This window comes from Bacillus mycoides (assembly GCF_001757995.1).
Taxonomy (GTDB): Bacteria; Bacillota; Bacilli; order Bacillales; family Bacillaceae_G; genus Bacillus_A; species Bacillus_A mycoides_B.
The window spans coordinates 1-15,168 of record NZ_LXLV01000001.1; the positions used below are offsets into that span (position 1 = coordinate 1).

The 15,168-nt window shown below is 37.5% G+C and carries 16 protein-coding genes, 1 tRNA gene, 3 rRNA genes, 1 other RNA gene and 1 other annotated feature; of the genes, 17 read left to right on the forward strand and 4 right to left on the reverse strand.

What is annotated here, in order from left to right; translation table 11 throughout:
• Window positions 1-88: ribosomal RNA gene (locus BWGOE10_RS00005) — 23S ribosomal RNA — on the forward strand; the annotation flags it as partial.
• Between the two features lie 50 nt (window positions 89-138).
• A 5S ribosomal RNA gene (gene rrf / locus BWGOE10_RS00010) occupies window positions 139-254 on the forward strand.
• Window positions 255-289: 35 nt separating this feature from the next.
• Here the strand turns inward: rrf and BWGOE10_RS00015 are convergent.
• Window positions 290-1,291 carry a YaaC family protein gene (locus tag BWGOE10_RS00015; RefSeq protein ID WP_070140480.1) on the reverse strand — a complete coding sequence of 334 codons (1,002 nt, stop codon included), beginning with the start codon at window positions 1,289-1,291 and terminating at the stop codon, window positions 290-292.
• A gap of 115 nt (window positions 1,292-1,406) precedes the next feature.
• Between BWGOE10_RS00015 and guaB the strand changes: the two genes are divergently transcribed.
• From guaB to BWGOE10_RS00050, 7 genes are all read left to right on the forward strand, one after another.
• Window positions 1,407-2,870 (forward strand): IMP dehydrogenase, encoded by a 1,464-nt coding sequence (gene guaB / locus BWGOE10_RS00020; protein ID WP_070140481.1) that lies wholly within the window; start codon window positions 1,407-1,409, stop codon window positions 2,868-2,870.
• Between the two features lie 113 nt (window positions 2,871-2,983).
• Window positions 2,984-4,294, forward strand: coding sequence for a D-alanyl-D-alanine carboxypeptidase family protein (locus tag BWGOE10_RS00025; RefSeq protein WP_131798944.1), 1,311 nt, complete (start codon window positions 2,984-2,986; stop codon window positions 4,292-4,294).
• 159 nt (window positions 4,295-4,453) lie between these two features.
• A complete protein-coding gene (pdxS, locus tag BWGOE10_RS00030) occupies window positions 4,454-5,341 on the forward strand; it encodes a pyridoxal 5'-phosphate synthase lyase subunit PdxS (RefSeq protein WP_070140483.1) in 888 nt (295 codons plus the stop codon).
• Between the two features lie 18 nt (window positions 5,342-5,359).
• Window positions 5,360-5,950: a pyridoxal 5'-phosphate synthase glutaminase subunit PdxT gene (pdxT, locus tag BWGOE10_RS00035; protein WP_070140484.1), complete on the forward strand. Its 591-nt coding sequence runs from the start codon at window positions 5,360-5,362 to the stop codon at window positions 5,948-5,950.
• Window positions 5,951-6,004: 54 nt separating this feature from the next.
• Window positions 6,005-6,225 (forward strand) — a binding site (T-box leader).
• Between the two features lie 51 nt (window positions 6,226-6,276).
• Entirely contained in the window at window positions 6,277-7,551 is a 1,275-nt protein-coding gene (serS, locus tag BWGOE10_RS00040; protein WP_002107270.1) for a serine--tRNA ligase, read from the forward strand.
• A gap of 154 nt (window positions 7,552-7,705) precedes the next feature.
• Window positions 7,706-7,798: transfer RNA gene (locus BWGOE10_RS00045), tRNA-Ser, on the forward strand.
• A 166-nt stretch (window positions 7,799-7,964) separates the two neighbouring features.
• The gene (locus BWGOE10_RS00050) at window positions 7,965-8,360 is read left to right on the forward strand and encodes a DUF3797 domain-containing protein (protein ID WP_002107271.1); all 396 of its coding nucleotides are present in this window, start codon (window positions 7,965-7,967) and stop codon (window positions 8,358-8,360) included.
• Window positions 8,361-8,395: 35 nt separating this feature from the next.
• Here BWGOE10_RS00050 and BWGOE10_RS00055 read toward each other — a convergent pair whose 3' ends face one another.
• From BWGOE10_RS00055 to BWGOE10_RS00065, 3 genes are all read right to left on the reverse strand, one after another.
• A complete protein-coding gene (locus BWGOE10_RS00055) occupies window positions 8,396-9,064 on the reverse strand; it encodes a deoxynucleoside kinase (RefSeq protein ID WP_070140485.1) in 669 nt (222 codons plus the stop codon).
• 2 nt (window positions 9,065-9,066) lie between these two features.
• Window positions 9,067-9,702 carry a deoxynucleoside kinase gene (locus tag BWGOE10_RS00060; protein WP_070140486.1) on the reverse strand — a complete coding sequence of 212 codons (636 nt, stop codon included), beginning with the start codon at window positions 9,700-9,702 and terminating at the stop codon, window positions 9,067-9,069.
• 123 nt (window positions 9,703-9,825) lie between these two features.
• Entirely contained in the window at window positions 9,826-10,365 is a 540-nt protein-coding gene (locus BWGOE10_RS00065; protein ID WP_070140487.1) for an isochorismatase family cysteine hydrolase, read from the reverse strand.
• A gap of 106 nt (window positions 10,366-10,471) precedes the next feature.
• Here BWGOE10_RS00065 and tadA point away from each other — a divergent pair, with 106 nt between their 5' ends.
• From tadA to BWGOE10_RS00105, 8 genes are all read left to right on the forward strand, one after another.
• Entirely contained in the window at window positions 10,472-10,966 is a 495-nt protein-coding gene (gene tadA, locus BWGOE10_RS00070) for a tRNA adenosine(34) deaminase TadA (protein ID WP_002123533.1), read from the forward strand.
• 78 nt (window positions 10,967-11,044) lie between these two features.
• Window positions 11,045-11,309, forward strand: an RNA gene (gene ffs, locus BWGOE10_RS00075) — signal recognition particle sRNA large type.
• Between the two features lie 132 nt (window positions 11,310-11,441).
• Complete coding sequence (dnaX, locus tag BWGOE10_RS00080; RefSeq protein ID WP_070140488.1) at window positions 11,442-13,130, forward strand: DNA polymerase III subunit gamma/tau; 1,689 nt, start codon at window positions 11,442-11,444, stop codon at window positions 13,128-13,130.
• A 25-nt stretch (window positions 13,131-13,155) separates the two neighbouring features.
• On the forward strand, window positions 13,156-13,482 hold the full coding sequence (locus tag BWGOE10_RS00085; protein ID WP_171903084.1) for a YbaB/EbfC family nucleoid-associated protein: 327 nt from the start codon (window positions 13,156-13,158) through the stop codon (window positions 13,480-13,482).
• 14 nt (window positions 13,483-13,496) lie between these two features.
• Window positions 13,497-14,093, forward strand: coding sequence for a recombination protein RecR (recR, locus tag BWGOE10_RS00090; RefSeq protein WP_070140490.1), 597 nt, complete (start codon window positions 13,497-13,499; stop codon window positions 14,091-14,093).
• A gap of 14 nt (window positions 14,094-14,107) precedes the next feature.
• On the forward strand, window positions 14,108-14,329 hold the full coding sequence (locus BWGOE10_RS00095; protein ID WP_070140491.1) for a YaaL family protein: 222 nt from the start codon (window positions 14,108-14,110) through the stop codon (window positions 14,327-14,329).
• A 262-nt stretch (window positions 14,330-14,591) separates the two neighbouring features.
• A complete protein-coding gene (locus BWGOE10_RS00100; RefSeq protein WP_070140492.1) occupies window positions 14,592-14,861 on the forward strand; it encodes a pro-sigmaK processing inhibitor BofA family protein in 270 nt (89 codons plus the stop codon).
• Between the two features lie 219 nt (window positions 14,862-15,080).
• Window positions 15,081-15,168: ribosomal RNA gene (locus BWGOE10_RS00105) — 16S ribosomal RNA — on the forward strand; the annotation flags it as partial.

The window sequence follows — 15,168 nt, forward strand, 5'->3', positions numbered from 1 at the left end:
CTGAAAGATGATCAGGTTGATAGGTTCGAGGTGGAAGCATGGTGACATGTGGAGCTGACGAATACTAATAGATCGAGGACTTAACCATATAATATGAAGCAAATGTTATCTAGTTTTGAAGGAATATGCCTTCAATAGTTTGGTGATGATGGCAGAGAGGTCACACCCGTTCCCATACCGAACACGGAAGTTAAGCTCTCTAGCGCCGATGGTAGTTGGGACCTTGTCCCTGTGAGAGTAGGACTTCGCCAAGCAAGATAAAAACACGAGTCATTTGACTCGTGTTTTTTTATTTCCCATGAAATAGGTTGGATTCCGTTAGTAAAAATGCTGAAATATAGTAAGGGATTTTTTGAGCAGAAATATTGAGAAACTGATAAATAAATGGATAATCTTCAGAGCCATAGCTTCCAAGTAAGTCATACCACCAATCTGTTTCATACCTAGAAATCATGCTTAAATTATAGAGCAGTAAATAGTGAACAAGGAGCTCAGGCAACACTGGTTTAGAGTTTCTAGGTTCGGTTGTAAGTGGTAAATAATAAGTGTCAGTAAGATGCTCGTAGTATAAAGGTGTACTATACATAGGATTCCATGATTGAATAGGTGCCGAAAAAAACAAATTTAATTCATTATTTTTCTCAGGTACGTGTTGTATTGATAAATGCTTACAAGCAGTTTCGATGTAACGAGAAAATCTCTCTTTAGTCATATGTAGTCGATCTAGTATGTTGACTGAAAAGGAGAGCTCATTTTTATTTGTTGAATCGATTTTATATAATGTTGTTCCTTTTTGACTATAGCGAAATAAATGTTGCAACTCAGGGATTTTTCCCATTAGCTCTAACATATTAAACTTTTCTGTTTCCAAGTGTTTCATGTGAAACAGTTGTTCTGCAGCATGAGAAAACAATCCATTTTTCTGTATTTTCACCTCATCTTCTAAAAATTGATACCCTTGTTTTTTTCTTTTACGTGTTGTAACTCCATGCGCTAAAACGGTTGTTGATTCGGGATAGTTCGGATCAATCGTTAGTAAGCAAGCCTTAAACAGTTGACTAATCCCATAAAACAACAACATGGGCTGAATGGAAAAGGGGGCTACCTTATATAATTCATAATAATTTTTCCCGTGTTCTAAGTAGTAAATAAAGGGATAACAATTTTCAAAACTTTTTTTTTCAGCATCTTGTATAGAGGATTTTTCATAACAACGGGCAAGATAACGTTGTACATTTTGAGATGAAAAGAAGAAACTTAATTGCTGCCAAGTACAATGTGTTTGATGCATATATTACGCTCCTTTTATTGTCTAAAAATTCTAACATATATATACGTCCTTGACAGTATTTTAACCAATTGATAAGCTACTAATAATAATTTCTGGTATTATGGGGGGAACAATTATGTGGGAATCTAAATTTGTTAAAGAAGGTTTGACTTTTGATGATGTATTACTTGTACCAGCAAAGTCAGATATATTACCAAGAGAAGTAAGTGTTAAAACAGTTTTATCTGAAAGCTTACAGTTAAACATCCCGTTAATTAGTGCAGGAATGGATACAGTAACAGAAGCTGATATGGCTATTGCAATGGCTCGTCAAGGCGGTTTGGGAATCATTCATAAGAATATGTCTATTGAGCACCAGGCAGAGCAAGTTGACAAAGTAAAACGCTCTGAAAGCGGCGTTATTTCAGATCCATTCTTTTTAACTCCAGAACATCAAGTATATGATGCGGAACATCTTATGGGAAAATACCGCATCTCAGGTGTACCAGTTGTAAATAATTTAGATGAGCGAAAATTAGTTGGTATTATTACAAACCGTGATATGCGCTTCATCCAAGACTACTCAATCAAAATTTCTGACGTAATGACAAAAGAACAGTTAATTACAGCCCCAGTTGGTACTACACTAGGAGAAGCTGAAAAGATCCTACAAAAGTATAAAATTGAAAAGCTTCCTCTTGTTGATAATAGCGGTGTATTACAAGGGCTTATTACAATAAAAGATATTGAAAAAGTAATTGAATTTCCAAACTCTGCAAAAGATAAGCAAGGACGCTTATTGGTTGGAGCAGCAGTTGGTGTAACGGCTGATGCAATGCTTCGTATCGATGCATTAGTAAAAGCGAGTGTAGATGCAATTGTACTTGATACAGCTCATGGACATTCTCAAGGTGTTATTGAAAAAGTAAAAGAAGTTCGCGCAAAATATCCAGCACTAAATATTATTGCTGGAAATGTTGCTACAGCTGAAGCGACGAAAGCATTAATAGAAGCTGGTGCAAATGTAGTTAAAGTTGGTATTGGACCAGGTTCTATTTGTACAACGCGTGTTGTAGCTGGAGTTGGTGTACCACAATTAACAGCAGTTTATGATTGTGCAACTGAAGCTCGTAAACACGGCATTCCAGTTATTGCAGATGGCGGTGTTAAGTACTCTGGTGATATGGTTAAAGCTTTAGCGGCAGGAGCACACGTTGTTATGTTAGGTAGTATGTTTGCTGGTGTAGCTGAAAGCCCTGGAGAAACTGAAATTTACCAAGGTCGTCAATTTAAAGTATACCGTGGAATGGGTTCTGTTGGAGCAATGGAAAAAGGAAGTAAAGATCGCTACTTCCAAGAAGGAAACAAAAAACTTGTTCCAGAAGGTATTGAAGGACGAGTACCATATAAAGGGCCTTTAGCAGATACAGTTCATCAATTAGTTGGTGGATTACGTGCAGGTATGGGATACTGCGGAGCACAGGATTTAGAATTCTTACGTGAGAATGCGCAGTTCATTCGTATGTCGGGTGCTGGTTTACGTGAAAGCCATCCTCATCACGTACAGATTACAAAAGAGGCTCCAAACTACTCATTATAATGTCTTATATGTAAATAGACGGAGATTTGATATCTCTGTCTATTTTTTTTTGATTATGTTAGAATAACGGTTATGTGAGTACATAGATATTGGGGGTAGCAAAAGTGAAAGGTATGTTTTGCAAAAGATTCATTGCGTTGGTAACAGTGCTTACAATAGCTTGTAGCATGCTTGTACCATATAGCAATGCATCAGCAGAAACAGGAGCCGCTTTAAACATTGAAGCAGGTGCGGCAATTTTAGTAGAAGCGAATTCTGGGAAGATTTTATATCAAAAAAATGCAGATGAGTTATTATCAATTGCTAGTATGACAAAAATGATGAGTGAATACCTAGTGAATGAGGCTGTTGCGAAAGGGAAACTAAAATGGGACCAAAAAGTTAAGGTTTCCGAATATGCGTATAACATTTCGCAAGATCGTTCATTATCGAATGTGCCTCTACGAAACGGTGAGTCTTATACAGTAAAAGAGCTATACGAAGCAATGGCAATTTATTCTGCTAATGGTGCAACAATAGCGTTAGCTGAAGCAGTTGCTGGAAAAGAAGTAGACTTTGTAAAAATGATGAATGATAAGTCGAAAGAGTTTGGATTAAAAAATTATAAGTTTGTAAATTCTACAGGCTTAACGAACAAAGATTTAAAAGGACACCATCCTGAAGGGACAACTCCAGATGAAGAAAATAAAATGTCTGCGAGAGATGTAGCAATTTTAGCACAACGTCTTATTCAAGATTTCCCTAAAACATTAGACATAGCAAAAATTTCAAAAAAAGTATTCCGTGAAGGCACTCCGGATCGGATCGAAATGCCTAACTGGAACTGGATGTTAAAAGGGTTAGTTAAGGAATATGAAGGCGTAGATGGCCTGAAAACAGGATCAACTCCAGAAGCGGGAGATTGTTTTACTGGTACGATTGAAAGAAATGGTATGCGTTTCATTTCTGTAGTTATTAAAACAAAATCTCATACAGCAAGATTTGATGAGACGAAGAAATTATATGATTATGGCTTTGCTAACTTTGAAATGAAGAAAATGTATGAAAAAGGTTCTTCGGTCAAAGGAAAAGAAACAGTAAGAGTTGAAAATGCGAAAGATAAAGATGTAGCAGTTCAAACGAAGCAAGCTGTTTCACTTCCGGTGCCAAAGGGAAGTAAAGATGTTTATAAAACAGAATTTAAAGAAGGAAATAAGGGACAAGAAGCACCGATGAAAAAGGGAGTTGCACTTGGCCAAATGGTTGTAACGTCTAAAGATAGTAATGACCCTGGATTTTTATCAGGAAAATCATTACAAGTAGACCTTGTAGCAAAATCTGAAGTAGAAGAGGCAGGCTGGTTCACACGTTCTATGCGCGGAATTGGTTCTTTCTTTAGTGGTATGTGGAATAGTGCTGTTGATACAGTAAAAGGTTGGTTTTAAAAGCTCCTCATTGTAGGAGCTTTTTCTTATTCCTATTTTTCATACCGACTTTATGAAAAAGTAGTGGACAAGCATCAGATAGTTAGTGGTAGAATGTAAGAGTATTCTTAATTTTCTTCTTTAACGGGGAAAGCAATTCACCTAGGGGGGTTTTTGTACATGACAAATGTAACAGGGACAGAACGTGTAAAACGTGGAATGGCAGAAATGCAAAAAGGCGGCGTTATTATGGACGTAGTTAACGCTGAGCAAGCAAGGATTGCAGAAGAGGCAGGCGCAGTTGCTGTTATGGCATTAGAGCGTGTACCTGCAGATATTCGTGCAGCAGGTGGCGTTTCTCGTATGGCAGATCCAACAATTGTTGAAGAAGTTATGGGTGCTGTGTCAATTCCGGTTATGGCAAAATGCCGTATCGGTCACCTTGTAGAAGCACGTGTATTAGAATCATTAGGGGTAGACTATATCGATGAGAGTGAAGTATTAACTCCTGCTGATGAAGTATACCATTTAAATAAACGTGATTACACAGTTCCGTTTGTATGTGGTTGCCGTGATATCGGAGAAGCTGCACGTCGTATTGCAGAAGGTGCATCTATGCTTCGTACAAAAGGTGAGCCTGGAACAGGAAACATTGTAGAGGCAGTGCGTCATATGCGCCAAGTCAATGCAGAAATCCGTCAAGTTGCAAGTCTACGTGAAGATGAGTTAATGACATATGCAAAAAATACTGGTGCTCCTTATGAAGTACTACTTGAAATTAAACGCCTTGGTCGCCTGCCAGTTGTAAACTTTGCAGCAGGTGGTGTAGCAACACCCGCAGATGCAGCGTTAATGATGCAACTTGGTGCTGATGGTGTATTTGTTGGATCTGGTATCTTCAAATCAGAGAATCCAGAGAAATTTGCACGCGCAATCGTTGAAGCGACGACTCATTATGAGGATTACGAACTAATTGCAAGCCTTTCTAAAGGATTAGGTAATGCGATGAAAGGTATCGAAATTTCAACGTTATTACCAGAACAACGCATGCAAGAGCGTGGATGGTAATTGAAGGAGAACTTTAAAATGGTGAAAATCGGTGTACTAGGTCTTCAAGGTGCAGTTCGTGAGCATGTAAAATCAGTTGAGGCAAGTGGTGCAGAAGCTGTTGTTGTAAAGCGTATAGAGCAACTTGAAGAGATTGATGGTCTTATTTTACCAGGCGGTGAGAGTACAACAATGCGCCGTCTTATTGATAAGTATGCTTTCATGGAACCACTTCGTACATTCGCGAAGTCTGGTAAACCAATGTTTGGTACATGTGCAGGTATGATTCTACTTGCAAAAACACTTATTGGCTATGAAGAAGCACATATTGGTGCTATGGATATTACCGTTGAGCGCAATGCGTTTGGACGCCAAAAGGATAGTTTTGAAGCTGCACTTTCAATGAAAGGTGTGGGAGAAGACTTTGTTGGTGTATTTATCCGTGCTCCGTATGTTGTAAATGTAGCTGATGATGTTGAAGTACTTTCTACGCATGGCGATCGAATGGTAGCGGTAAGACAAGGTCAGTTTTTAGCTGCTTCTTTCCATCCAGAATTAACGGACGATCATCGTGTAACAGCATACTTTGTAGAAATGGTAAAAGAAGCGAAAATGAAAAAAGTTGTATAAGTAACTTGCAACTTGTATAAGATTATAGTAAATTGATGATAACAATTTTATAAAATAAGCGTGTTGATAGGAAGTAGTAACAAATGTTGTTTTTTATAGAGAGTCGATGGTTGGTGGAAATCGATAGAAACAGTTTGTGAATCCATCCTGGAATGGAATGTGGAATATCTTTTGATTAGTAAGCATTCCCGGTGAAGAGCCGTTATTTCTACTTGAGAGGAAAGCGGTAATGCTTTCAACTAGGGTGGCAACGCGGGTAAACTCCCGTCCCTTTGTATAGGGACGGGAGTTTTTTGTGTTTTATAAAATAAAAGGAGGAGTATATAATGCTTGATATTAAATTTTTACGTACGAATTTTGAAGAAGTAAAAGCAAAATTACAGCATAGAGGCGAAGATTTAACTGATTTTGGTCGCTTTGAAGAACTGGATACGAGAAGAAGAGAGTTACTTGTTCAAACAGAGGAACTAAAAAGTAAACGTAACGAAGTATCTCAACAAATCTCTGTATTGAAGCGTGAAAAGAAAGATGCGGAAGCTCTAATTCTAGAAATGCGTGAAGTTGGGGAGAAAGTAAAAGATCTTGATAATGAACTTCGTACAGTTGAAGAAGACTTAGAAAGATTAATGTTATCTATTCCGAATATCCCTCATGAATCTGCTCCAGTTGGCGAGACAGAGGATGATAATGTAGTAGCACGTACTTGGGGAGAAGTGAAAGAATTTACTTATGAACCAAAACCACATTGGGATCTTGCTACTGATTTAGGAATTTTAGATTTTGAACGTGCGGGGAAAGTAACAGGAAGCCGCTTCGTATTTTACAAAGGTGCTGGCGCAAGATTAGAGCGTGCTTTAATTAGCTTTATGCTTGATCTTCATACTGACGAGCATGGATATGAAGAAGTATTACCTCCGTATATGGTGAACCGTGCAAGTATGACAGGAACAGGACAACTTCCGAAGTTTGAAGAAGATGCATTCCGTATTGAAAGTGAGGATTACTTCTTAATTCCAACAGCTGAAGTACCTGTAACAAATATGCATCGTGATGAGATTTTAAGTAAAGAGCAATTGCCTATACGATATGCGGCATTTAGCTCATGTTTCCGTTCTGAAGCAGGTTCAGCTGGTCGTGATACACGTGGTTTAATCCGTCAGCATCAGTTTAATAAAGTGGAGCTTGTGAAGTTCGTAAAACCAGAAGATTCTTATGAAGAGTTAGAAAAATTAACAAATGATGCAGAACGCGTGTTACAATTATTAGAGTTGCCATATCGCGTTATGAGCATGTGCACAGGAGATTTAGGATTTACAGCAGCGAAGAAATACGATATTGAAGTGTGGATTCCAAGCTATGGCACATATCGTGAAATTTCTTCTTGTAGTAATTTTGAGGCCTTCCAAGCGAGACGCGCGAATATCCGTTTCCGCCGTGAGCCAAATGGCAAACCGGAACATGTTCATACACTAAATGGATCTGGTCTTGCAATTGGACGTACAGTGGCAGCTATTTTAGAGAACTACCAACAAGAAGATGGTACAATTATAATTCCAGAAGTTCTTCGCCCTTATATGGGAGGAAAAACAGTTATTAAATAAGTTAAAACATTCATCGGTATGAGTGATTGGTAATTATGGGCGTTGTCAGCAGTGTCATAAAGGAGAGGGAAAGTAAAATTTTCCTTTCCTCATAATTTATTATAGTAGGGTTGACTAACTGTTTTTCTTTTGATATTATATTTGATGTCAATATGGAGGTATACCCAAGTCTGGCTGAAGGGATCGGTCTTGAAAACCGACAGGCGGCGAGAGTCGCGCGGGGGTTCGAATCCCTCTACCTCCTCCAGATATAATTGACAACAGCGCATATAAGTGGAGATTGGAGAACTCGTTACCAACACGTAACGAGTTTTTATTTTAAAACCAATCATAAAGTATGATGTAAGGATATAGTGTCCTTATTACACACTCATATTCCGATGATTATCTTCATAGATATGAAAGGAGTTAACATGGATCTTATTATACAAACGTTTCCTTTAGATGGAAAAACTTTATATTATGTACAATGTCCTGTCTGTAAGAACAATAGAATTTTAAACAGTGGTGCAAATGTGTCGCGCATTATTAGTGATGATACATTCCGTAAACTTTGTGGTTGCACTTGTGATGTAAAACAGGTTGCAAAAAAAGTAGAGGTGCCAAAAGAAGCTGAAAAACCAGCTGTGCAAAAAGAGGTAACTCCAAAACGTACAGGTAAATTACTAACAGCAGTAATTAATGGGAAAGAAATGACTGTTAAAGAGATTGCTGAAACATATGATATTAGTACAAGTACTGTTCGTCAGCGTATTAATGCTGGAAAACCAGAGAGTGAAATTATTGCTCCGACGAAAAAGAAAAAGTAATTTCATAGGAAAACCCGTGCATATGCACGGGTTTTTTATTTTACAAGTTTACGTGTTTGTTTTAAAAAATGTCCAATTTTTTTAATGATTGGTTCGATTGAATCGTCATCTTTTAAAATATCGTATTCATTAATGTTTAATCGTAAAACAGGGCATGAATTAAAGTTATTAATCCAGTTATCGTAACGTCCATGCATCTCTTTCCAATACTCAATTGGTGTTTGCTGTTCCATTGGACGTCCTCGTTCTTGAATACGATCGACAATATCATCAAACGAACCTTCTAGGTAAATTAATAAGTCTGGATGAGGGAAGTAAGGAGTCATGACCATAGCATCAAATAAACCTTTGTATGTTTCATAATCAGTTTCAGTCATTGTACCCTTTTCGTGATGCATCTTTGCGAAAATACCAGTGTCCTCATAGATAGAACGGTCTTGAACAAAACCGCCACCATATTCAAAAATTCTTTTTTGTTCTTTAAATCGTTCTGCTAAAAAGTACACTTGTAAGTGAAAGCTCCAGCGTGTGAAATCAGCATAGAACTTGTCCAAATATGGGTTGGAATCTACTTTTTCAAAAGATGTACGATAACCTAAAGCGTTAGCTAATGCAGTTGTCATAGTTGATTTACCGACACCTACTGTTCCAGCAATAGTGATAACTGCATCATTTGGTATATCATATTTTTGCCTTAAATTCATTGTTATTTCGACTCCTTCAAGAGAGTATTTTGAAGAGCGGATAAGATGACATTTAAATCATCAGGATTTTTTACAAAATCCATATCGTCTCCATTAAATTTCAATACTGGAATATCTGGATGGTCTTTTTTGAAAGCATCCATTGCTGTTTCGTAATCTTTTGTAAGCTGTAGCAAGTAATTTGGGTCCATATTTTTTTCGAATTCTCTTCCGCGTATCGTAATTCGTTTTTGTAATGTTTCTAGGCTCGCTGTTAAATAAACGATGACATTTGGTACAGGCATATCTTGCGTAAGAATGCGATAAATTTGCATGTACTTGTCATATTGAGAATCTTTTAATGTACGGGATGCAAAAATTAAATTTTTAAATATATGATAATCTGCTACTACAGGCTTCCTTTGATTCAAATACTTTATGTTAATATCCTCTAGTTGTTTGTATCTATTACAAAGAAAGAACATCTCTGTTTGAAAACTCCATTCGTCGATGTCTTTGTAGAATTTTCCTAAAAAAGGATTTTCATCAACAATCTCTTTTAGTAAGTGGAGTTGCATGTGAGTTGAAAGTTCCTTCGCAAGTGAAGTTTTTCCAACACCAATTGGTCCTTCAACCGTGATAAATGGTACTCCGGTCACGCTGTTTCCTCCTTTCAATCAGTGATTTACCGTGACTACTAAAAACACAAAACAGAATTATTGTAGCACAAGAGGGGAGCGAACGGACTAATTTGATATAAAAAGTTAGAAAATAGATATGTATTAGCTAAATTTTATTTGGGATGAGGGTACAATATTTGCCTTTAATGTGGCTTCCATTATTTTTAAAGCATGTTCATTATCTTGCTCGTTGTTAGAAGCGATGCAATCCTGTGGTACATAAATTGTATAATTTCTCATATGGGCATCGTTAGCTGTAAAAAGGATGCATATGTTCCCAGCAATTCCTGTTAAAATGAGATTTTCGATTTTTAAATAACCTAATAAAGAATTCAAAGGTGTTTCATAAAAAGCAGAGTAATGTGGTTTAATAAAAATGTAATCGTCAGTATGCGGAGCAATGGCCTCGATAATATTTTTACTATATTCATTTGTACAATGAGTAATAAGTTGATCAATGTCAGATCTCCAAAGTTGATAGTGATCATTGATATAAATTATTGGATAGCCCAATGATTTCATGGTGTCCTTTAATTGTAAAATGGGGTTCTTTATAATTTCACATTTCTGTGCCAGGATGGGCCCGTGGGAGAATTGAAAATCATTAATCATATCGATAATGAGTAAGGCAGTATTTTTCATATGTAATTCCCTCTCTTTCTTCTTTAGGTTGGATTGAATTTGCAAAAGTTATCCCATCTGCAAGAAATGAAAAAGTGTATTTTATTTTTGGGGAAAGGACTATATTATGGAGCGAGATATATATTTTATGCAGTTAGCAATAGAGGAAGCGAAGAAGGCGGAGGCGATACAAGAGGTACCAATTGGTGCTGTAATTGTGCTAGATGGTGAAGTGATTAGTGTCGCACATAACTTAAGAGAAACTGAACAGAGATCAATAGCTCACGCCGAGCTCTTAGCTATTGATGAAGCTTGCAAAAAATTAGGGACATGGCGTTTAGAAGATGCAACTTTATATGTAACATTAGAACCTTGTCCAATGTGTGCAGGGGGAATTGTTTTATCGCGTGTAAAAAGGGTTGTATATGGCGCGAGCGATCCGAAAGGTGGATGTGCAGGTACATTGATGAATCTTTTAACTGATGAGCGTTTTAATCATCAGTGTGAAGTAGTGGCTGGTGTACTTGAAGAGGAATGTGGTACGTTGTTAACGATTTTTTTTAGGGAGCTTCGTAAGAAAAGAAAAGAAGCGAAAAAACTAGAGAAAAGTAATGGTAACTAACGTATTTGCATTTTGTAAAAAAACAAGTTATACTGATAATGCCTTATCCGAGGCAACCGAATATTGGTTTTAACTTTGCCGTGCTAAGCGGGGAGGTAGCGGTGCCCTATACTCGCAATCCGCTCTAGCGAGGCCGAATCCCTTCTCGAGGTTATGCTGCTGTAAGGCCTGCCTTAAGTAAGTGGTGTTGACGTTTGGGTCCTGCGCAACGGGACCCCGTGAACCTTGTCAGGTCCGGAAGGAAGCAGCAATAAGCGGGTTTTCTCGTGTGCCGCAGGAGTGCCTGAACCGAGCTAACTGCTTGAGTAACGCTTATGGTACGTAATCGACAGAAGGTGCACGGCAGTTATATATGTATACAAAACTCACCTTAATATAAAGGTGGGTTTTTTGTATGGAAAATAACTTTTGGAATCTATAAACAGAATGGGTTATAATAAATAAGATAATAACCTTTGAGGGAGGCCGTATTTTCGTGTCATACCAAGCGTTATACCGAACATGGAGACCGCAAAAATTCGAAGATGTAGTCGGTCAAAAGCACGTGACAAAAACGTTGCAAAATGCCCTTCTTCAAGAGAAAGCTTCACATGCTTATTTGTTTTCTGGTCCGAGGGGAACAGGGAAAACGACAATTGCAAAAGTATTTGCAAAGGCAATTAACTGTGAACATGCCCCGGTAGCTGAACCTTGTAATGAATGTCCTTCTTGTTTAGGAATTACACAGGGGTCTATTTCAGATGTATTAGAAATTGATGCGGCTTCAAATAACGGTGTAGATGAAATTCGAGATATAAGAGATAAAGTAAAATATGCTCCAAGTGCTGTAGGATATAAAGTATACATTATTGATGAAGTTCACATGCTTTCTATGGGTGCCTTTAATGCGCTTTTAAAAACTTTAGAAGAGCCGCCAGGACATGTTATTTTTATTCTGGCGACAACAGAGCCGCATAAGATTCCAGCTACAATTATTTCACGTTGTCAGCGTTTTGAATTTCGAAAGATATCAGTAAATGATATCGTTGAGAGGTTATCGACGGTCGTGACAAATGAAGGTACGCAAGTAGAAGATGAAGCGTTACAAATCGTAGCTCGTGCTGCTGAAGGTGGTATGCGTGACGCGCTCAGTCTTATCGATCAAGCTATTTCTTATAGTGATGAGACGGTGACGAGTGAAGATGTTTTAGCTGTAACAGGATCTGTATCTCAGCGATATTTAGGTGACCTGGTAGAATGTATACGTGAAAACGATGTATCAAGAGCGTTACGTATTATAGATGAGATGATGAGTAAAGGGAAAGATCCAGTTCGCTTTATGGAGGATTTCATTTACTACTATCGTGATATGCTTTTATATCAAACTTCACCACAATTAGAACATATGTTGGAACGAGTAATTGTAGATGATCAATTCCGTACGTTAAGTGAAGAAATGCAACCGGAAGTAATCTATGAAATTATTCATACCCTTAGTAAGGGACAACAGGAGATGAAGTGGACAAACCATCCAAGGATTTTCCTGGAAGTTGTTATGGTGCAACTGTGTCAGCAGTTTATGATGCAAGCAAACGGCGCAGATCGTTTACAAGCGATTATCAACAGGATGCAGCAGCTGGAGAAAGAGTTAGAGCAAGTTAAAAAGAATGGCGTGCCAGCTGGCGTGCAGCAGGAAGTAAGAGAGACGCGGGCAACACCAAAACCGGTACGAACAGGAAGTATGAAAATTCCTGTTGGACGTGTGAATGAAGTGTTAAAGCAAGCGAAGCGTCAAGATTTAGAACAGTTAAAAGCTGTATGGGGTGAGTTGTTAGGAAGGCTCAAGTCACATAACAAAGTAGCATTTGCTGTTTTATTAGAAAATAGTGAACCAGTTGCGGCTTCGGATGATACCTATGTGTTAGCATTTCAATATGAGATTCATTGCAAAATGGCCAGTGAAAATCGAGAAGCAATGGATACATTGGAACAAACTCTTTTTGAATTGTTAAGTAAAAGGTTAAATATGATTGCTATCCCCAAAAGTGAATGGGGTAAAATTCGTGAAGACTTTTTACAACGCGAAGGCGGGGATTCTGAAGAAAGCCCAGAACAAAAAGAAGATCCTCTGATAGAAGAGGCTGTAAAATTAGTAGGGCAAGAACTTATTGAAATAAAAGAGTAATAATAATGAGGAGGAATTAATTATGATGCGTGGCGGAATGGGAAATATGAATAATATGATGAAACAAATGCAAAAGATGCAAAAAGACATGGCAAAGGCACAAGAAGAGCTTGGCGACAAAACAGTTGAAGGTACAGCTGGCGGCGGAATGGTTACTGTTATCGCAAATGGCCATAAGCAAGTTCTTGAAGTGAAAATTAAAGAAGAAGTTGTAGATCCAGAAGATATTGAAATGTTACAAGACTTAGTATTAGCTGCAACGAATGATGCACTTAAAAAGGTTGATGAACTTTCAAATTCTACAATGGGCAAATTTACAAAAGGTTTGAACTTACCAGGTGGAATGTTCTAGGAGGATATTGATATATGCATTATCCAGAACCAATATCAAAATTAATCGATAGTTTTATGAAGTTGCCAGGAATCGGACCGAAAACGGCGGTTCGATTGGCATTCTTCGTGTTAGATATGAAAGAGGATGATGTGTTAGGTTTTGCAAAAGCGCTTGTGAATGCGAAGCGAGATTTAGCGTATTGTTCTATATGCGGGCATATCACTGACCGTGATCCTTGTTATATTTGTGACGATTCGCATAGAGATCAATCGGTTGTTTGTGTAGTACAAGAGCCGAAAGATGTAATTGCGATGGAAAAAATGAAAGAATATCAAGGTGTATATCATGTTTTGCGTGGTGCTATTTCTCCAATGGAGGGAATTGGACCTGAGGATATTAATATCCCGCAGTTATTAAAGAGACTACAAGATGAAGCAGTACAAGAAGTGATATTAGCAACAAACCCTAATATTGAAGGGGAAGCTACAGCGATGTACATATCCCGCCTCTTAAAGCCAACAGGAATTAAAGTAACTCGTATTGCACATGGTCTACCGGTTGGTGGAGATTTAGAATATGCAGATGAAGTAACACTATCGAAAGCTTTAGAAGGCCGTAGAGAGATATAAGAGGAGAAGGGAAAATGTTCTTTCAAAAAAAGGGTAAGTTGCGTAAAGAGTATGACGATAAGTTAATTGTATTATTAGAAAAGGTAAAGAATGAATGGCTACGTCAGAAGAGACTGGTTGAACAAAGTGTTGAGCCGTCTCAAGATGTACTTTGTTCTTTAAAAATAGCAGAAGCGAAATATTTTTTCTTGTTAAAAGAAGCAAAACGTCGTCCTGTGAAAATGGGACAATGGTAAAAGGTCCTGCTTTTTAAAGCAGGACCTTTTGCTTTTTATCGATTTATTTGTGAGTAACAGGGCTACTTTATTTTTGGGATATAAAGAGGAGAAAGAAAAGGTGGGAATGGAATTAGTTGTATCTAATTGTTAGTGCTTAGAAGAAATATTACTGATTAAAGGTTATAAAGATGAAGTGGTAGGAGTTATTTTATAGATGTTCTTTTTTATTGTCTTGTCCCATACAAATGGATATGTATAGGTCATTCATAAGGAGGAAAAAATGAATTCTACAATTATTATTGTTGGCATTCTTGCTTTGGTTTTTATTTTTCTTGTTTTTGGTGTTTCTGCTAAACCAATACGTTTTATAGGGAAAACACTCTTTCATATCACTTTAGGTATAGCGTTACTATTTATTGTGAATGTTGCAGGGACATATTTTGATTTTCATATTCCGATTAACATGGGCACAGCTACAGTATCAAGTTTATTAGGGGTGCCAGGTGTTGCTGCATTAGTGATTATTAAGCTATATATAATGCCAAGATAAATTTATTTTGGCATTTTTTTAAAAAGCGTTGACTTATCGATTAGTAATATGGTAAATTAATAAGCGTCGTCAGGAACGAAAGAAAAAAGTTGTTGACAGATTCAAGTCGAAATGTTAAATTATAAAAGTCGCTGAAACGCGACGTCGAACTTTGAAAACTAAACGAAACAAACAACGTGAAACGTCAATTTTTATTTTTAGATGCTAGACAAACTAACTTTATTGGAGAGTTTGATCCTGGCTCAGGATGAACGCTGGCGGCGTGCCTAATACATGCAAGTCGAGCGAATGGATTAAGAGCTTGCTC